Genomic DNA, 18,334 nt, shown 5'->3' with positions numbered 1-18,334 from the left:
CCGGCCGGGACACCGGCGGAACCGGCCCGGCGGCGGCGCGCGCTACCGTCGCGGGGTGATGAAGGTGCCATTCACCACATACCCGTCCAGCCCATGCAGTTCGCCGTAGGCGATCAGATCGCTGCTGTGGTTGATGAACCCGCGCCCCGAGTAGTTGAGCGAGGTGTTGCAGAGAACGCTGAATCCGGTCAGTTCACCGAAGGTGGTCAGCAGGGCGGCCATTCCCGGGTTCGCCTCCGGGTCGACGGTCTGGGTGCGAGCCGTTCCGTCGACATGGGTCACCGCCCGCAGCTCGCCCGACTCGACCCGGCTGAAGTACAGCATGTAGGGATCGGGGCCCCCGCCGCCGAACCAGCGGCCCGCGTCCCGCTCCAGGCAGATCGGGGCGATGGGGCGGTAGCTCTCGCGCTGCTTGATCTTGTTGAGCCTGACGGTCGTCTCCTCGGTGAAGGGAGCGGCGAGGATCGACCGGTTCCCGAGCGCACGGGGGCCGATCTCCCAGCGGCCCTGTGCCCAGCCGATGATGTTGCCGTCGCGGAGATAGCGGGCGATCTCGCCGTAGTCCACCGGGCGCGTCTCGTACCGCTGCGGGTCGAACTCCAGGTCCTCGACGAACTCGCCCCCCGCGTAGACGTCCCAGTCCAGGTCGGCCGAGCCGGTGTAGAAGTGCTGGGCGTCGATGGCGGTCCCGATCGCGGAGCCGCTGTCGTTCGGGCACGGCGGGACGAAGACCGCGGGGAAGAGCCCGCACTCGCGCCAGCGGCGGTTCCACTCGCAGTTGAGTCCGCAGCCCCCCGAGATGAGCAGCGGGAGGCCCTCCGTCAAGTGCTCCCGGGCGTAGCCGTGGAACCGGTCGAAGATGGCGTCCGACAGGCGGGCGGCGAAGCTCTTGTACGCGTCCGTCTCCACGCCGATGTTGTGGAAGGGGGAATCGGTCATCCGGTCCTTGAGCCCGCCGGTGATGACATTCCTCTGGCCGAGGATGATGTCGATGACTTCCTGTTCCTCCCGGGTGGCCGCCCGGTCCCCGGCGAATCCGGCCAGGGCCATCTGCTTGCCCGCGTCCTGGAATCGGACGAATTCCTGGTGCGGGCTGAAGCCGGGGTCCGCCAGCGCGAAGCCGTAGGAGTACTTGTTCCCCGGGTGGTTGAGCACCTCCCGCAGATGGGTCACCCTCCCGTGTTCGTCGATGCGGTAGAACGAGCCGATGTTCCCCTCCCAGACCAGGCTGTAGAAGGGCTGGTCCCGGCGGAAGGCCGACATTCCATAGGACGTCATGATGTGGGAGCGTTCGTGCGTGGAGGAGAAGACGCGCACGTTCTTGCCGAAGAACCGGCCGGCCTCGTCCGAGATCGCGGATTCGCCCACACCGAAATACCCGGCACGCGAGGGCTGGTCGGTGGCCTGGGTTCCCTTGATCCAGCCGCTCATGGCGACGACGTCCGGCTGTGCGCCCAGCCGGTCCGCCGCCACGGCGAACACCTCGGCGGTCAGACCGCTGTAGCGGAGGAAGGAGTCCTTCTCCGCCTCCAGGGAGAAGAGCAACCTGCCGTCCTCGACGGCTGCGATCGCCCCGTCATGGCCTTCCTTGAGCGAGAGAATCAGCATGATGGTCCCTTTCTCTGGGGAATTCCGACCGGACAGTGGGACGCCGGGACGCTCATCGGGTTCAGCCCGGTCCGACGCGGCCGGCTGTGCCGCTCCCGGGGGCCGCGCCGCCCGGCCCGGCCGAGAGGGCCTCCAGGGCGAGCCGGTGCAACCGCGGGTTGGCACTGAGGGCGCCGGTGCCGCTCCGGGGCGAGGCGCCCAGAAGATCGGTGCAGACACCACCGGCCTCCTCCACGAGGATCTGGACAGCGGTGATGTCCCAGGGGTTCACCACCGGTTCGGCCGCGATGTCGAGGGTTCCCTCGGCGACCATGCAGTGCTGGAGGAAGTCCCCGAAGGCACGGTCCTCCCAGCACGCCTCGGCCAGGCGCAGATACGCCGCGCGCGAGTGGAAGACGTCCCAGGTGCGTGTGCTGGTGGTGGACAGATAGGCGTGGGCGAGGGTGGAGTTGCCGGAGACCCGCAGGGGCAGAGGGGCGCTGCCGGCCGGGCCGCGCCGCAGCCACGCGCCCTGTCCGGCCGCCGCCCACCAGCGGCTGTGCAGGGCGGGCGCGCTGATCACACCGACGGTGGGCCGGCCGTCCTCCAGCAGGGCGATCAGGGTGGCCCAGACCGGCACCCCGCGCAGAAAGTTCTTGGTGCCGTCGACGGGGTCGACCATCCAGGTGCGCCCTGCCGTGACGGAACCACCGGTCTCCTCCCCGGCGAAGGCGTCGTCCGGGCGGGCGGAGCCGAGGGCCTCGCGCACGGCCTTCTCGACGGCGGTGTCCGCGTCGGTGACGGGGGTACGGTCCGGTTTCTCCCGGATCTCCAGGTCGCGGGCCTGGAAGCGGCGGCTGGTGATGCCGTCCGCGACATCGGCGAGTCGCAGGGCCAGTTCGAGATCGTCCTGGGGTGACATGGGCGCCTCACTGCACACATCGTGGGTTTCGGGGACGCGGCCCCCGGCGGTCCGCTCGGAGCGCCGAGGACCGCCGGATCACTTGGCGCGCAGTTCGAGCAGGTAGTACTCCATGACCCGTATCTCCTCGATCCGGCGCACCCGGCGGAGCACTTCGCATCGCATGCCGGCCTCCCCGGCGAGGGCGTCGAGCCGTTCGCGGTCCCCGAGGTCGGCCGTGCCCAGCAGCAGCCGGCCGCCGTCGGCGAGATGCGCGTGGCCGCCCGCGATGTACCGGGCCTGGCCCTGGTAACCGGGGTCGAAGACGGCGGAGTGCAGATCGGTGGAGAGGGGGAAGCCGTCCTCCACATAGGTCCAGGGCACATTCCAGAAGATGGTGTCGAAGCGGTCGGTGGGGGCGAGCGCCGTGTACATGTCGCTGTGGAGGACGCGCACCCGGTCGCCCACACCGTGCCGCTCGGCGTTGGCGGCCGTGTTGGCCACCGCCTTCCCGTTGATGTCCAGCGCCGTGACGGAGGCACAGCCGCTCAGCGCGGCGGTCACCGCGATCACGCCCGTGCCGCAGCCGACCTCCAGGAACGAGCCGCCCTTGGGGTAGGGCACCATCGAGGCCATCACCTCGGTGGCGGCGCTCAGGGTGCTGGGGAAGACACCTCGGTGCAGGCTCCACTCCCGCCCCAGCAGGGTGAAGGAGTCCGGCAGGTCGTCGCCCACGAGGGCGTGCCGCAGGACCTGGGCCACGTCCTCGGGGGACTCCTGGTACGTCATGGTCTCTCCCTCTTCGGTGGTGCCGGTCATCGGGACGGGCCGGCCGCGTACCGCACGAGCGCCTCGCGGTGGCGGCCGATCTTGCGGAAGGCCTCGGCGTACTGGTCGATGAGCGGCTTGTCCCCGGGCCAGTCGGTGAAGGTGGGCAGGGACAGCGCGTGCCGCTCGACGTGTTCGGCGTGGGAACCGGCCTCCGGCGCGATGCCCTTCTTCGGCATCCCGGGGAAGAGGGGGTTCTCCGGGCGGGCGTAGAGCGGCAGGGTCGACAGCCGGGGGCCGGACGGGGCGCCCACCTCCATGCCTTCCGCGCGCAGGGCCTCGATGAGCACGGAGCGGGGCACGCCGCCCAGCGCCTCGGGCCGGTAGAGCGGTTTGTAGCCGTACCAGGCACCCATGTCGACATGGCCGGCGACCTGGACCGGCTCCAGATAGCCCACGTCCCCGAGCCGCTCGCCGAGGTGGCGCAGACAGCGGTGCCGGGCCTGTTTGCGCTCCGGGAACGCCGCGAGCGCGTGCCGGGCGACGATGGCGTTGAACGGCGACATGCGCAGCTTGAGCCCGAAGCCGGTGACCCAGTGCGCGCGCAGCTCCTCGTCCTGGACGGTGTCCCGGGAGCGGTCCCGGTAGTGACCGAGGAGGATCGCGCGGTCGTGCACCTGGGCGTCGCTCGTGACGAGGATGCCGCCCTCCCCCGCGAAGACGGCCTTGTTGGCCTGGAGCGAGAAGACGGCGGCGTCGCCGAAGGTGCCGACGGGCCTGCCCTTGTAGCGGCTGCCGTGGGCGTGGGAGCAGTCCTCCAGAACGCGCAGCCCGTGCCGTTCGGCGATCCGCAGGATGGCGTCCATGTCACAGGGGTGGCCCCACTGGTGGACGACCGTGACGACCTTGGTGTGCTCGGTGAGCGCGGCTTCCAGCGCCGTGGGGTCCAGACCCCGGGTGCCGGGGTCGATGTCGGCGAGGACCACGTCGCCGCGGAGCGCGAAGACGGGGCTCAGCGCCGCGTGGTAGGTGAGGGCCGGCCCCACGACGTCCACGCCCTCGCGCACACCGAGCGCGAAGTAGGCGGCGAAGAGGGCGCTGGTACCGGAGTTGAAGGCGACCGCGAAGCGGGCTCCGCCGTCCAGAAAGGCGAGGAAGTCGGCCTCCAGCCGGCCGATGGGGCCGCTGTTGCCCCTGATGGAGATGTCGGTGTTCCGCTGCTCGGCCAGTTCGGACAGCTCCGCCTCGCCGGCGGGGGGCGGCCAGACCTCGTGCGGCAGCGGCTGTTCGATGGCGGGTGCGCCTCCGAGGAGGGCGAGTTGTTCGGCGGTGGTCATGTGTCCTTCCTGCTTTCACGGGTGGGGCCGGCCCGGCCCGTATCGGGTCCGGTCGGCGCGGAAGGGTGTCGTCAGGCGCACCGGCCGGCGAGTTCGTCCCGTTCGCGGGACCGGTCGCGGTAGATCCCGTCGATCGTCCGCACGGCGGCGAGTTGGCGCCGGAGGTGGTCCTGGCGGTAGTAGCGGTCGTCCAGGTGTCCCAGATGGTGGGCGATCATGGAGCGCACGGCGTCGGTCTTGGGGCCTTCCCAGGTGTAGCGCTCCAGCGGAAGCCCGCCGACGGAGTGCAGGGTGGCGACCCCGGGGGCGACGTTCAGCGCGCCCTCCGTGCCGAGGACGCAGAGGTGCTCGCTCTTCTCGTGGCTGTGGCGCGAGATGCGCAGCGAGCCCACCAGACCCGTGGACGGATAGCTGCACATCAGGCTGACGAGATCCTCCAGCCTGCGGTCCCGCGTCTCCTGGTACTGGTGCACGAAGGCGGAGTGCACCCGCGGGGGTTCGGGTTCGGGGAACATTCCGCTGATCACATCGATGAGGTGGTAGCCCATGTCGAGGAGGACACCGCCCATCGCCTGCTCCCTGGAGGCGCGCCAGCCCGTGGTCGGATGGGCCAGGTTGAGGTGGTAGTCGTAGGAGAACCAGTAGGGCTCCCCTATCCGCGCGAGGTTCTCCCGGGCGAACTGGAACACGGGGTTGAAGTTCCGTTGCAGCAGGGTGAAGACGCTGCGGTCGGCCCGTTGCGCCAGGTGTATCAGTTGCCGGGCTTCCCGCTCGGTGACGGCGAACGGCTTCTCCTTGATGACGTGTCTGCCGTGGGCCAGGAGTTTCGCGGAGACCGCGAAGTGCTCACTGTGCGGCACGGTGACCACCGCGGCGTCGAATGCGGCTCCTTCGAGCGCGTCGGAGAGGACGCCGTAGTGCGGGAATCCCCACTCGTCGGCGAGTGACGAGGCCGCCGGGGCGGGGTCGACACCGCCGACGATGTCCGCGCTCTCCCGGACGATCGGCAGATACTCCTTTCCTTGATGTCCAGCAAATCCGACCATCAATACTCTCAGTCGCGGACGCATGTTCTTCAACCTGTCGCTGGGCATGCGGAATATCCCCTCACGGAACATCGCTGGAGGATGGAGGCGGGGCGGCCGGCGAAGGCTCGCGGAGATCGGGACCGGACTCTCGGCCGCAGGCGTTCAGAGAGGTCTGCGGCTCTTCCCGGAAGCGTCGGCGAGCCAGGTGTGCGCCGCGTTCACCACGTCCTTGATAAAGGTGCTTCCGCTGCGCTGTGTGTTCTCGTCGAGCAGCGAGATTCCCTCGGCCGCTATCCAGGCGAACTCGGTGTGCTTGTCCCGTTCGAGCGCGGGCGACGAGAGGTCCCCGTCCACCTCGACGACATAGTCCGACTCGATGTGCCGCACTCCGTCCGCCGTCCACTCCTCGCGCGCCACCCGGGCGAGAACGCGGCGCAGCCGCCAGCCGGTCTCCTCCGCTATCTCGCGGTGGAGCGCGTCCAGGAGGGACTCCCCTTCCTCCACGGCTCCGCCGACGACGTCCCAGCACCCGGGGAAGAGGCGCCGGCCGGCCGAGCGGCGCTGGACGAAGATCCGATCGTGCGGGTCGCGGATCAGCGCGCCCACCACCTGTCGGGCCGCGGTCACCTCGGTCACGTCAGCCGTTCACCGCGCACACGCGATGGCGCGTGTGGCGGCCGGGAGCGCGGGGAGAGGTGGCCGGGGAGTATCGCCGCCCCGTGACCGGACCGCGCCGCCATCCGTCCCGCGGCGAGAGGGAATCGCGCGGCCGGCGCGGCCGGGGCGGCGGAGGCCGGAAAGGGATACCGGAGGAACCGAGCGCGGAATATGATCCTGATCATTATTCCCTCGTTTCACCTGCATATCGCAAGCGCCACACACGGGGCAGATTATATGCAGATTCGAACAGCCCGAACGGCGGGATGGAAGCGGCCGAATCAACACCGGGTCGGGACAGTTGACCGGACCCTGCGCTTCCGCCCTGAACAGTACCCGGCATCCCCGGGTTCGCGTGGCCTCGCGGAAATCTTCGGACGCCTGAACTTGTTCTTGACACAGAATCAACTCCCATGGTGCGTGGTCCGGTCCGGCGGGAACCGCGCATCCGTCAGGGGGCGGGCGCCCGGGCGCCCCGCACCGATCCGCGGGCCGCTTTCCTCGCGGCGCACCCGCTCCGAGGGAAAAGGCTCTCCGCATCGCACTCCTCTCAAACGATTGATTTTTCTGCCACCGTCAACGGATTCACGGTCGAATATGTTGGCTGGATCGACCACTCATCGTGACTCGGGAACACCTCCCGCCGACCGCGTCGGCACTCGGGGGACGACGCGGGAGGGGTGGGTCTCCCGTTCACCGACGGCGGGCGACCAGGAGGACGTATCCGATCTGCGGGAGCGCGCCGAACCGGGGAAGGGAGCGGGTGGAGGTGAAGAACTCGCGATGAGGGTCGTCGGCGGAGGGTTCCACATCGCCGAAGGCGTCGGCGAACGCCTGGTAGGTGCGGCGGACATGCTCTCCGATGTCGTGGAACTCCAGCAGCTCCATACCGGCGCGTTCGAGGCCCGTGCGAAGCTCCTCCGGTTCGGGCAGCGCCGGGGACCCGAACGCCCGGCACGCCTGGCGGACCGTCTCCGCGGAGTCCCCGGTCACCGGCGACCGGAGCAGCACATCGGTGATCACCAGGGGGCTGCCGGGACGCAGGGTCCGGGCGATCTCGGTCAGGACGGCGGTCCGGTCGCGGATGTGCATCATGGACTCGATCGCCCAGGCACCGTCGAAGGACGCGGCTTCGAAGGGCAGGGCGCGGGCGTCCGCGTACCGGAAGTCCACCCGGTCCGCGAGCGCGGCGGCGTGCGCCCGGGTGCGGGCGAGCGCGATGTCCGGGTCGCTGACCGAGATTCCCGACACCCGGGCGCCGGTGGCCCGGGCGATGCGCAGGGCGGGCCGTCCGGTTCCGCAGCCGACGTCCAGCAGGCGCGGGCCGGGTGCGGTGGCCAGCCGCTCCGCCACGAGGTCGGTGAGCCGGTCGGTGGCCTGGTCGAGCGTGCGCCGGTCCGCCGCGCTGTCCCAGTAGCCGACATGGATGTTCCCGTCGACGGCCGCGCCGTCGCCGGTGCCGGTCCCGGTCCCGGCCCGCCCGTCACCGGGCCGGTCTGCGTCCCGTGGCGAGGGGACGGTGGTGTGGTGCGCGGATGGGTCGTTGTCCATCGGGTCTCCCGAGCGTGAGAGCGGAGTCAGCCGGCGGCCGGGGTGTCATGGGCCCGCCGCCCCGGCTGTGCCCGGCCGGCCCCTTCGCTGAGGGCGGGTCCACCGCCGCCGCCGGCGTCGCCCGGGTGCCCGGGTGCCCGGGTGCCCGGGTGCCCGGGTGCCCGGGTGCCCGGGTGCCCGGGTGCCCGGGTGCCCGGCAGGCTGCCTCGGCGCGAGGGAGCGGGGGAGGGTTCCCGGCGTCACGGGGTGTGGGTGCCGAGGAGACAGGGGGCAGCCGTGGGCGTCCGCCGCGGACCCGCTCCCGGAGGCGGTCCGACGGTGGTGGTGGGCATCGGGTGAAGTCTCCCGGAGCGCGCACACCCCGTCCAGGGTGCCTCTGCCGCCCCGGGTCCGCCGGCCGGGCCCGCCTCCCGGCGCCGCCGGGCCGGGTGGGCCCCCGTGACCACATCTGGCCACGGGAGACCACACCGTACGAGCCGATTCCGCGTCCTCAGCAGGGGCGGAAGGAACTGATCCTGTCGTTGATCCACGCGGGAAGGGCGGACCACCACTCCCAGGGGCCGATCCTGAACTCCAGACCGCCGTAACCGGGGTGCTCGTAGAAGCAGATCGAGTAGTGCGAGTCGTTGACGATGGAGGAGACCTGGTCCTGGTACTGCCCGAGGTTCGAGTGGACGTTGGGCATGTTGAAGGGGAGGGACCAGCCCCCGTAGTTGTCGTGCTGCCGGAGGCACAGGCTGCGCCCGTTCCCCATGCAGCCGGCGGCCTCGGCGGGGGCCGCGTTCGCGAGAACACCGGCCGAGGCGGCGAGGGTGACGCCGGCGCAGAGAAGCGCCAGCCGGCCCTTGGCGTGCGTGAGAACGGAGATCCTGCCGTCGACGCTGGAACGCATGGCTGCCTTTCTGTCAGCAGGGCCGGTAGGACGAGATCCTGTCGTTGATCCACCCGGGGAGCGTGGCCCACCACTCGCCGGGGCCGATCCTGAACTCGAGGCCGCCGTAGTTCCCGTGCTCGTAGAAGCACATGCGGAGGTCCGTGCTGTTGCCTATGGAGGAGGTGCTGTCCTGCGCGGGGCCGCTGAGATTCGCGACCTGCACAGGCGCGCCGCTGGGGTACACCGGGATCGAGTAGTTGGGGTTGGCGTAGATGAAGACGCCGGCCAGGGCGCTGGTCGGAGCGGCGGCGGCCGAGGGGGCGGTGGCCACCGGACCCGCCGCCAGGGCTCCCACGGCAGCCGCCACGGCCAGACGCCGGCCGGTCTTCCTCGACAACGACATGGGCTTGTCCTTTCCTTGCGGGAAAGAGCCCGAGGTCACAGCACATCGGGCCCAGGGACTGAGGCACGTCATGACGCGATGCTGCAAATTCTTGCTGCAAGCAGCTGAAAGAATTTTCTCAAGGTGGACCGCCGAAGACAAGAGGTCGGTCCGCAGGGGGACATGGCCAGGGAGAGGACGCCCGGTCCGGACGGTCCCGGCGCCCGGGGCACACGACCCCGCGCCCCGGCTGACGCCGTTCCCGGCCGACCGGGCGCGGGAGCGCGGGGACAGGGCAGTGGCGGCCGGTGGCCCGGCCGGGACGGGCCCGGGGAACTCCCGGACGGAGTACGACGACGGATGACGCCCGCCGGCCGTCCGGCGGCGCGCGCGGATCGGCCCCCGGGTTCCCGGCTGACGGTGTGCCGGCTCAGCGCACGGGCCGGCTCCGCTGTGGTCCGCCCGCAACGGACACTCTCACCGTCTCCCTCCCGTCTCTCGCCGAGCCGTCGGGGCCCTCGCACCCGGCACCCGGCACCCGGCACCCGGCACCCGGCATGAGGGCAACCGCCCTCCGGGAGGTTCACCCGGGACCGGCGGCCCTGTACCAGCCTCCGCCCATCGGCCCGGTCGCGTCCAATACACCGTCGTGATGCCAGGGATCACGATCGCTGATCACACCGCCGGCCCCGCGGGCACACGGAGAGCGGAGCGGACGGCCCGGCCCGCGCATGTCCCGGCCGCGCATGTCCCGGCCGCGCATGTCCCGGTCACCGGCGCGGCCCCGCCGGGGCGGGCCGGGCCGCAGGGGCGGCGGGGCCTGGTTCCCCCGCGGTCGGCGGGATCGGCAGCACGACCCGGAAGGTGCAGCCCCGCCCGCTCCGCGTATCCAGCTCCAGCCGCCCTCCGTGCCCCTGGGTGATCGTCGCCGCGATGGACAGACCCAGGCCGTTACCGCCCCGGTCGCGGGAGCGGGAGGGGTCCGCGCGGTAGAAGCGGTCGAAGATCCGACGGGCCTCCCCGGGCGGCAGGCCCGCGCCCTCGTCGGCGACCTCCAGGACACAGACGGGAACGCCGGGCGGCAGAGGCGGGGTGGGGCTGGCGCGGTGCGGGGTGTTGACACCACCCGTGTCCGGAGCGGTCGTCGTGGTGCCCACCCGGACCTCGATCGGGGTGGCCGGCGGAGTGTGCCGGCATGCGTTGGACAGCAGGTTGTCGATGACCTGGCGGAGGCGGTGGGGGTCACCGGGCGCCTCCACCACCTCCAACTCGCCCTCCGGGACCAGGGGGTTGAGACGGATGTCGCGCGACGGTGAGCCCACGGCCGTCGCGCTGACCGCGTCCGCGGCGAGGGAGAGCAGATCGACCGGCTCGGCGCGGTACGTCGGCTGCCGGTCCAGTTCGGCCAGGAGTTGCATGTCGTCCACCAGCAGGCTCATGCGTGCCGCGTTCTGGGTGATGAGCCGATTGGCCTCCGCCGACCGCCGCTCATGGCGCAGCGCGAGTTCGGCGAAGCCCTGGACCGCGGTCAGCGGGGTACGCAGTTCATGGCCCAGGTCGCCGAGGAAGCGGCGCAGCCGCGCCTCGGACGCCTCGCGCTCCCGCAGGGCGTTCTGGAGCCGGTCCAGCATCGTGTTGAGCACGGCGCCCAGACGGCCCGTCTCCGTGCGGCTGTCCGTGTCCGGCAGGCGCAGGCCCGGATCGCCCACGGTGATCCGCTGGGCGGTGCGCTCCATCCGGGTCAGTGGCGCCAGCCCCAGTCGCACCACCCACCGGGCGCCCGTGAAGGCGCCCGCCACCGTCAGAGCGAGCAGGGCGACGTCTGCCAGCAGCATGGTGCGGAGGGTGCTCCGCACCGAGTCCAGCGGCAGGCTCACCACGGCCCGCATGCCGTCCGGGCCGGGCCGTACGATCGTCCGCCACGCTCCGTCCCCGGAGGCGGCGGGCACCGAGACCACCTTCTCCGTTCCGGTCCCCGTCGCCGCTTCCGCCGCGGGGAGGGTGTCCGCGGTGGGCGGCAGCGACGGGCCGGGAGCCGTTCCCTCCGCGATCGCGTCGCTCAGCAGACGGCCGTCGGTGCCGTAGAAGTGAATCCGGAAGTCCGCCGGCAGAACGCCGGGAGATGTCACGTACGACGGGAAGCCCTGGCCCGACGCCGCGTCCCGGAAGGCCCGCTCCGGCGGGCAGAAACTGGTCAGGGAGCGGTCGACGCTCTCCAGCAGCCAGTAGCGGAGGCCCACGAGAGTGATCGCCTCCACCGCCAGCACCGCCGCCGTGGCCAGCAGCGTCACGCCCCAGGTGAGCCTGCGGTGCAGGGAGGCCGGGCGGCGCCGGCCCGGTGCGCTGCCCGGAGGGTTCGCCGCGCTCCCGGGGTTCGCCTCGGTCGCCTTGTTCCCCGGGTTCGCCTCGGTCGCCGGGTCCGCCGGGTCCGCCGGGTTCACGGTGTTCACGGCGTTCGTCGTGTTCTCCGCGGTCACCGCGGTCACGGTGTTCACTGTGGTGTCCGTGGTGTCCGTGGTGTCTGTGGCGTCCGTGGGTCCGGGACGCCCCGGTCGCGCGGCAGCCGCAGGGTGTACCCGACCCCCCGCACCGTGTGGATCAGCGGCGGCTCGAACCGGTCGATCTTGCGGCGCAGATACTTGACGTATGTCTCGATGATCCGGGTGTCACCGGCGAAGTCGTAGTGCCAGACATGCTCGACGATCTGCGTCCTGCGCACCACTCGGCCCGCGTTGGTCATCAGATAGGCGAGCAGATTGAACTCGGTGGGAGACAGCGGGATGTACTCGCCCGCCCGGTGCGCCTCGTGCCGGGCCGTGTCCAGCCGCAGATCCGCGAAGAGCAGGACGTCGTCGGCCTTCTCCCGCGTCCTCCCGTCCGGCGTCCGGTGCGGTCCCTCAGCGGTACGGCGCAGGATCGCGGCGACCCTGAGCAGCACCTCCTCGATGCCGAACGGCTTGGTGACGTAGTCGTCCCCGCCGGCGCGCAGGCCCGTCACCGTGTCATCGACGCGCGCGGTCAGGAACAGCACCGGTGTCCCGTTGCCCGCCGCGCGCAGGCTGCGGGTCACCTCGAAGCCGTCGAGGTCGGGCAGCATCACATCCAGCACCACCAGATCCGGTGTGAACCGTTCCAGTTCCAGCAGCGCGGCCCTGCCGGAGCCCACGCTCAGCACCGTGTAACCGGTGAGGCCGAGCACCGACTCCAGCAGGGCGCGGATGCTGTCGTCGTCCTCGACGACCAGCAGCCGGTACGGCGCGGAGGCGGCGGTCACGTGCCGGGCCGGACCGGGCCGGGTGGCGGGTTGCCCCGCCGTCCCGGGTTGATCGCGTCCAGGTCGACGGCGGTCCTGATGGACGCCCGGATCGGCCTGGTCGCGTCGGCGCGGTCCCACTCCACGGTGAGCAGGCCGTCGGACGCCGTGTCACCGGAGTAGAAGGGGTCCGTGCTGTTGGTGGTGCGGGGGAGGTCGTTCCGGGTGTACGGCCGCACCCTGCTGACCGCCGAGGTGAGGTCCTCGGGGAAGAAGACCTGTCCGGTGTGCACGGTGACGCCCTGGGCGTACGCCCGGTCCAGCAGGACACCCCGGGTGTGCACCTTGGCGTGGATGTGCACGGTCCGCCCGGTGTACCAGCCGGGGAAGACGGTGCGGAAGCGCACCCAGCCGTCGCGGCCGGTCATCTGGAAGCCGCGCAGGTAGGTGGTGCTGCTGTCCGGCGGCAGCTTCGGGATCGGGCCGTCGAACACCAGCTCGCCCTCGTTCATGGCCTCCGAGGTCTCCTCGTACCCGGAGTAGATGCCGAGCGCGTCGCACTGCCAGATGTCGACCGACGCCTCGGGCACCGGTTTGCCGTTCTTCGCGTTCAGCACCTGGATGCGCAGCTCCAGCGGTGTGCCGGGCCTGCCCTCGGTGATGTCGACGCGGTGTTTGTCGTAGTCGAGGTAGTACGGGCCCTCGGTGGTCTCCTTGACCAGGGGCAGCAGGTCCGGCGCGGAGGGGGAGCCCGCGGGGGCGGGCGCGGTGGCCGCGGCCTCCGCGTTCGCGCCGGCGAGGTGGACACCGCTCAGCCCGATGGCGGTGACGCCCGCGCCGCCCGCGGCGAGGAGGGAACGACGGCTCATGCGAGGTGTGTGGTCTGTCATGGCCCGCAAGCTAGTGGCCGTTCCTGGGAGAACGCGGGGAGGCGTGGGCGGTGGGGCGGGTTTCGGACCGGCGGGCGGGCCCTCGGGGAGCGCGGGGGCGGTCGCCGGTCGTGGTCGCCGGGCCCGCCGGGAATCCCCGTCCCGGACGGAGTGGGGCCATCCGGCGCTCGTCCGGACCCGTCGCTCCCCGTCGACGGCGAACACCTCGCACCCGTCCCGCCCGGCGGCCCAGGCGATGCCCTCGGCACCGAGGGCGAAGGCGGCGGTCGCCGTCACATCCGCCTCGGTGAGGGTGGGGGCGAGAACCGTCAGACTCAGCAGACCCGTCGCGGGCAGACCCGTACGTCCGTCGACGATATGGTCCCCCCTCTCGTACCGTGCCGATGTGGCCACCGCCCCGTCGCTGAGCGCCAGCACGGCGCACACCTGATCCGCGCGCTCGGGATGCCGCACCCCCACCCGCCAGGGACCTCCCCCGACGACCACGTCACCACCGGCGTTCAGACAGAATCTCCGTACCCCCGCCGCTCGCAGAAGCCGTGCCGCCCGCTGCGCGGACCACCCCTTCACCACCGCGCAGGGGTCGAGCCCCCGCCCCGGCAGCCGTACGTCGAAGGCGCCCCCCGTCTCGGCCCGGTACCGCTCCGCCAGGGCCAGCACCTCCCGCAGATCCGCGCTGACGCCGTCCGGCCCGATCTCCCCCCGGTCGAGCCGGCACACCTCGCTGTCCGGGAGGAACGGACTGAACCGCGCGTCCGCCTCCCTCAGCCACCCGAACACCGCGTCCGTGAGCCCTGCGGGCACGTCGTCGTCGTCGATCCTCAGCGAGACGGGGAATCCCATCACATGCTCGACCCGGCGCATGTCAGTTGCCCTTCGCGTCGATCGCGGCCTGGAGGGACGTCCGGTAGGCGTCGCTGGTGACGGTCGCCCCGGACACCGTGTCGATATCGGCCCCCTGCGCCCGCAGGGTGTCCTCGATGAGCGTCGGCACCGCCGCGTGGGTCTGCGGATGGTCCGGCTGCCGGAGCATCCGTACCGCACTGATCGTGTCGCCCCGGAAGGCGACCTCGACCTGCACGGGACCCTTCTCCGTGTCGATCGTGGGCCCGGTGAGGACGACATCGCGGGTGCCGGAGGCCCCGGCCGCCGGCGAGGGCGCGGGCGGCGGGGCCGCGACGGCGGTGGAGCCGCCGCCGTGGGAGGGTGCGTAGCGCCACACCGGGATCACACCGATCACGGTGAGGGCGAGAACGGGCAGTACTCGCTTCACAGTCGCTTCCTTGTCGCTTGAGTGGCCGCTTCCGCGCGGGCCGTGGGCAGGGGCCGGGGCCGGTCCGTCACCGCGTCAGCCGGCCAGGCTGAACCGCTCGCAATGGATCTGGGGTTTGGGTACGCCCAGTTCGCCCAGGCTGCGGAGGACCGCGGTGGTCATGCCGGGCGGGCCGCAGACGTACACGTCCCGGTCGGCGATGTCCGGCACCAGACAGGACAGGGCCCCCGGGGCGAGGGGGTCCGGCTCGATCGGGCCGACGACCAGCCGCAGTTCGGCGCCCCGGGCGAGGGCCAGTTCGCGCATCTCCTGGTGGAGGACGGCGTCCTTGTCGCTGCCGACGCGGTAGAGGACGACGGCGTGGCCGTGCAGCTCCTCCAGCAGCGCGCGGATCGGGGTGACTCCGACACCGCCCGCGATCAGCAGGGCGTCCGGGCGGGTGCGGTGCAGGGTGGTGAAGGCGCCGTAGGGGCCCTCGGCGAAGACCCGGGTGCCCGGGGCGACATGGCGCAGGGCGGCACTCCCGGCACCGACGGCCTTGGCGGTCAGCCGGAGCGTGCGGCCGTCGGGCGCGGCCGACAGGGAGAACGGGTTGGCCTGCCACCAGCGGTCGCGGGTGAGGAACCGCCACAGGAAGAACTGCCCGGCGCGGGCCGGCAGCCGGTCCAGGTCACGGCCGGTGAGATGGATGGAGACGACGTTGTCGGACTCCGGCACCACGTCGGTGACGACCAGTCGGTGCCGCCAGTTGCGCCACAGCGGCAACAGCACGCGGCCGACGGCCACCGCGCCGAGCGCGCTGCCCCACAGCGCGTACCAGTAGGCCGTGGCGAGGCGGGAGGAGGCGAAGGTGGTACCGGCCGCGACCTGGTGGGTGAAGGCCAGCACCACGGCGACATAGGTGTAGAGGTGGATGAAGTGCCAGGTCTCGTACGCCAGCCGGCGCCGGGCGAAGCGGGCGGAGACCGCGCCGACCACGAGGATCAGCGCCAGCGCGACCACGGCACGCAGCACACCCTCGACGGTCCCGGCGAGACCGGCGATCTGATCGACCGGGTTCGCGCCCGTGGGCCGGGCGTATCCGAACACGATGAAGACCGCGTGGCCGAGCAGCAGCCACAGCAGGAGGAAGCCGTTCCAGCGGTGCCAGTTGGCGAGCCGGTCCATGCCGATCCGGCGGTCGAGCCAGGGCAGCCGGGCCACCAGAAGCAGCTGGAAGGCCATCAGCAGCGCGGCGTACAGACCGGTCGCCCGGCCCAGCACGATCAGGGTGTTGGAGGCGAATCCGGCCTGGACGAAGAAGTACGCGACGATGGCCGCGTTCACGAGGAGACCGGTGTACAGACCGGTGCGGGCCACCACTTTCGGCCGTAGGACCCGGACGGGGCCGGGGCGTGATGCGACAGTCGTCACGGGCGGACGCTCCTTGGTGGGGGATCGGTGCGTCCGAGCTTGGCGGCCCGCTGCTGTCGAAACCCTGTCATCCGGCTTCCAAGTGCCTGTCGATCCGGGCCGGTTCTCCGGCGGGGTCCGGCGCGAGCGGCGCCGTGCCGCAGTATGGACGGGTGGACAGAGTTCGAGTGCTGGTCGTGGACGACGACCCACCCATCGCCGACCTCGTCGCGACCGTCGCCCGCTACGAGGGCTGGGACGCGATGACGGCGAACACCGGCGATGAGGCGCTGCGGCTCGCGGCCGAGTTCCCTCCGGACATCGTGGTGCTGGACGTGATGCTGCCGGATGTGGACGGCTTCGGGGTGCTGGACCGGCTGCGGCGTTCCGGAACGATGGTGCCGGTGGTCTTCCTCACCGCCCGGGACGGCGTCGCGGACCGGGTGGCGGGGCTGACCCGGGGCGGGGACGACTATCTGGTCAAGCCGTTCGCGGTGGAGGAGCTGATGGCCCGGCTGCGGACCGTGCTGCGGCGCAGCGCGGGGCCCGGTTTCCAGCGCTCGGTGCTCCGGGTGGGCGACCTCTCCATGGACGAGGACACCCGCGAAGTGCGCCGCGCGGGCGTGTTCCTCACCCTCACCCCCACCGAGTACGAGGTGCTGCGCTATCTGATGCGCCGTTCCCCGGCCGTGCTGACCAAGGCCCAGATCCTGGACCATGTGTGGGAGTACGGCTTCGGAGGGCGGTCGAACGTCGTGGAACTGGTGGTGAGCAGGCTCCGCCGCAAGCTGGACGAGACCGGTGAGCCGCTGATCCGCACGGTCCGCGGCTTCGGGTACGTCATCCGGCAGGCCGCCGAGTGAGGCGGGCGCCGGGCGGTTTGCGGCACACCCGCGGCAGGCTGCGCATGGGCACCCGGCTGGCGCTCGGGCTCGGAGCGCTGTCGCTGATCGTGTTCGCGGTCGTCGGCACCGCGCTGACCGCGTACATGCGCGACTATCTGGAGCGGCAGCTCAGCGATCGGATGAAGTCGGCCCAGGTGGTCCAGGCGAAGGACGCCATCGAGCACGGCGCGGTCCGGCGGGAGACGTACCTGGGCTGGTACCAGGCGGTGTACGACATCTCCGGCGGTGAGCCGCGGCTGCGGCGGCCGGCCGCGCTGCCCGAGGACAGCACGGTGTTCGCCTCGCTCGCCGAGCGGCTGGCCCGCTCGCGCGCCAACGACCTCTTCGACACCCGGCCTCTGGGCGGAAGGGGCACCTACCGGCTGCGGGCCTGCGAGGTGAGGCCCGGGGTGGTGCTGGTGACGGCGGCGCCGACGAACGACATCGAGAGCACCGTCACCCGGCTGATCACGGTCCAGGTGATCGCCTTCGCGCTGGCACTGCTGGCGCTGGTGGTGTTCGGCCGGCGAACGCTGCGGCGCGGGCTGGGGCCGCTGAGCGACATGGCGCACACCGCGCACAGCATCACCTCGCACGATCTGACCGATCCGGCGGCCCGGCTGCCCCTGCGCGCCGGCCCCCGGGGCGGCGGACCGGAGATGGAGGAACTGCGCACCGCGTTCAACACCATGCTGGAGCACATCGACGCCTCCCTGGCGGTGCGCGCGGAGGCCGAGCAGCGGCTGCGCCGGTTCGTCGCGGACGCCTCGCACGAGCTGCGCACCCCGCTGATGTCGGTGCGCGGCTACGCGGACCTGTTCCAGTACGCGGCGGCGAACGCGCCGGAGGAGCGCGACAGGCATCTGTCCCGGCTGCGCGCGGAGGCGGCCCGGATGGGCTTCCTCCTGGACGATCTGCTGCTCCTCGCCCGGCTGGACGCCTCCGAGGCGGAGACCCCGCTGCGGCTGGCGGAGACGGACCTGGTGGAGCTGGCGCACCAGGCGGCGGACGCGTTCCGGGCGAGCCACCCCGGCCATCCGCTGCGGATGACGACCGGACCGACCGCGGTGTGTCCGGCGGCGGACCCGCGGCGTCTGCGCCAGGTACTGGACAACCTGCTGGCCAACGCGGCCGTGCACACCCCGCCGGGCACCGGGGTGTCGGTCTCCGTCGCGGTGACGGGCGGCGAGGCCCTGATGGCGGTGGCCGACAACGGCCCCGGCATCCCGCCCGCCGACCGCGCACGTGTCTTCGACCGCTTCTACCGCGTGGACAGGGCCCGCACCCGCGATCGCGGTGGCAGCGGCCTGGGCCTGTCGGTCGCGGACTCCCTGATCCGCGCCCACGGCGGCACCATCGAACTGACGAGCGGCCCGGGCGGGACGGTGTTCACGGTCCGGCTGCCCCTGCGACAGGGCACACGGCCCACGGGGTCCCCGGCCGTCGGCCCGGGCGCGGTGGGGGAACCGGGCACCGGCAGGCCCGCGTGACGCGTCGGTCCGGCGCGGGACAGGGGCGGCGGGGCCCCTGGGCGGCGCGGAACGGTCCGCGCAGCGG

At 72.0% G+C, this 18,334-nt stretch carries 16 protein-coding genes and 1 pseudogene; 2 read left to right on the top strand and 15 right to left on the bottom strand.

From position 1 onward, the window contains the following. Positions 1 to 42: 42 nt before the first annotated feature. From ACWCRA_RS02465 to ACWCRA_RS02395, 15 genes and pseudogenes are all read right to left on the bottom strand, one after another. On the bottom strand, positions 43 to 1,608 hold the full coding sequence (locus tag ACWCRA_RS02465) for a carbamoyltransferase C-terminal domain-containing protein (RefSeq protein WP_451066678.1): 1,566 nt from the start codon (positions 1,606 to 1,608) through the stop codon (positions 43 to 45). A 61-nt stretch (positions 1,609 to 1,669) separates the two neighbouring features. Beyond that, entirely contained in the window at positions 1,670 to 2,509 is an 840-nt protein-coding gene (gene hisN / locus ACWCRA_RS02460; RefSeq protein WP_451066677.1) for a histidinol-phosphatase, read from the bottom strand. A 78-nt stretch (positions 2,510 to 2,587) separates the two neighbouring features. Further along, positions 2,588 to 3,277: a methyltransferase gene (locus ACWCRA_RS02455; protein ID WP_351548285.1), complete on the bottom strand. Its 690-nt coding sequence runs from the start codon at positions 3,275 to 3,277 to the stop codon at positions 2,588 to 2,590. A 26-nt stretch (positions 3,278 to 3,303) separates the two neighbouring features. Continuing rightward, positions 3,304 to 4,593: a DegT/DnrJ/EryC1/StrS aminotransferase family protein gene (locus tag ACWCRA_RS02450; RefSeq protein ID WP_451066676.1), complete on the bottom strand. Its 1,290-nt coding sequence runs from the start codon at positions 4,591 to 4,593 to the stop codon at positions 3,304 to 3,306. A 71-nt stretch (positions 4,594 to 4,664) separates the two neighbouring features. Next, positions 4,665 to 5,687, bottom strand: a complete 1,023-nt coding sequence (locus ACWCRA_RS02445; RefSeq protein ID WP_451066675.1) for a Gfo/Idh/MocA family protein — start codon at positions 5,685 to 5,687, stop codon at positions 4,665 to 4,667. A 96-nt stretch (positions 5,688 to 5,783) separates the two neighbouring features. Next, entirely contained in the window at positions 5,784 to 6,257 is a 474-nt protein-coding gene (locus ACWCRA_RS02440; RefSeq protein WP_351548278.1) for an NUDIX hydrolase, read from the bottom strand. A 714-nt stretch (positions 6,258 to 6,971) separates the two neighbouring features. After that, positions 6,972 to 7,829, bottom strand: a complete 858-nt coding sequence (locus ACWCRA_RS02435; protein WP_451066674.1) for an SAM-dependent methyltransferase — start codon at positions 7,827 to 7,829, stop codon at positions 6,972 to 6,974. Between the two features lie 490 nt (positions 7,830 to 8,319). Continuing rightward, positions 8,320 to 8,721, bottom strand: a complete 402-nt coding sequence (locus ACWCRA_RS02430) for a peptidase inhibitor family I36 protein (protein ID WP_451066673.1) — start codon at positions 8,719 to 8,721, stop codon at positions 8,320 to 8,322. A 13-nt stretch (positions 8,722 to 8,734) separates the two neighbouring features. Beyond that, positions 8,735 to 9,106, bottom strand: a complete 372-nt coding sequence (locus ACWCRA_RS02425) for a hypothetical protein (protein WP_351548271.1) — start codon at positions 9,104 to 9,106, stop codon at positions 8,735 to 8,737. 749 nt (positions 9,107 to 9,855) lie between these two features. Then, complete coding sequence (locus ACWCRA_RS02420) at positions 9,856 to 11,571, bottom strand: sensor histidine kinase (protein ID WP_351548269.1); 1,716 nt, start codon at positions 11,569 to 11,571, stop codon at positions 9,856 to 9,858. A gap of 5 nt (positions 11,572 to 11,576) precedes the next feature. Next, positions 11,577 to 12,359, bottom strand: a complete 783-nt coding sequence (locus tag ACWCRA_RS02415) for a response regulator transcription factor (protein WP_451066672.1) — start codon at positions 12,357 to 12,359, stop codon at positions 11,577 to 11,579. Continuing rightward, positions 12,356 to 13,207, bottom strand: a complete 852-nt coding sequence (locus ACWCRA_RS02410) for an intradiol ring-cleavage dioxygenase (protein WP_351548429.1) — start codon at positions 13,205 to 13,207, stop codon at positions 12,356 to 12,358. Before ACWCRA_RS02410 ends, ACWCRA_RS02415 begins: the two co-directional genes overlap by 4 nt. A gap of 174 nt (positions 13,208 to 13,381) precedes the next feature. After that, positions 13,382 to 14,092, bottom strand: a pseudogene (locus ACWCRA_RS02405) (FAD:protein FMN transferase); the annotation flags it as partial. Between the two features lies 1 nt (position 14,093). Next, positions 14,094 to 14,501, bottom strand: a complete 408-nt coding sequence (locus ACWCRA_RS02400) for an FMN-binding protein (protein ID WP_351548263.1) — start codon at positions 14,499 to 14,501, stop codon at positions 14,094 to 14,096. A gap of 75 nt (positions 14,502 to 14,576) precedes the next feature. Then, positions 14,577 to 15,914 carry a ferredoxin reductase family protein gene (locus ACWCRA_RS02395; RefSeq protein WP_451066671.1) on the bottom strand — a complete coding sequence of 446 codons (1,338 nt, stop codon included), beginning with the start codon at positions 15,912 to 15,914 and terminating at the stop codon, positions 14,577 to 14,579. Positions 15,915 to 16,066: 152 nt separating this feature from the next. Between ACWCRA_RS02395 and ACWCRA_RS02390 the strand changes: the two genes are divergently transcribed. Together ACWCRA_RS02390 and ACWCRA_RS02385 are read left to right on the top strand one after the other, a co-directional pair. Next, positions 16,067 to 16,756 carry a response regulator transcription factor gene (locus ACWCRA_RS02390; protein ID WP_351548259.1) on the top strand — a complete coding sequence of 230 codons (690 nt, stop codon included), beginning with the start codon at positions 16,067 to 16,069 and terminating at the stop codon, positions 16,754 to 16,756. A 44-nt stretch (positions 16,757 to 16,800) separates the two neighbouring features. Next, positions 16,801 to 18,267, top strand: a complete 1,467-nt coding sequence (locus ACWCRA_RS02385; protein WP_451066766.1) for a sensor histidine kinase — start codon at positions 16,801 to 16,803, stop codon at positions 18,265 to 18,267. Positions 18,268 to 18,334: the final 67 nt, after the last annotated feature.

The sequence above is a fragment of the Streptomyces sp. NPDC001889 genome, from assembly GCF_053594535.1.
Note: the sequence above shows the minus strand (reverse complement) of the source record. Positions and strands in the feature narration are given on the sequence as shown.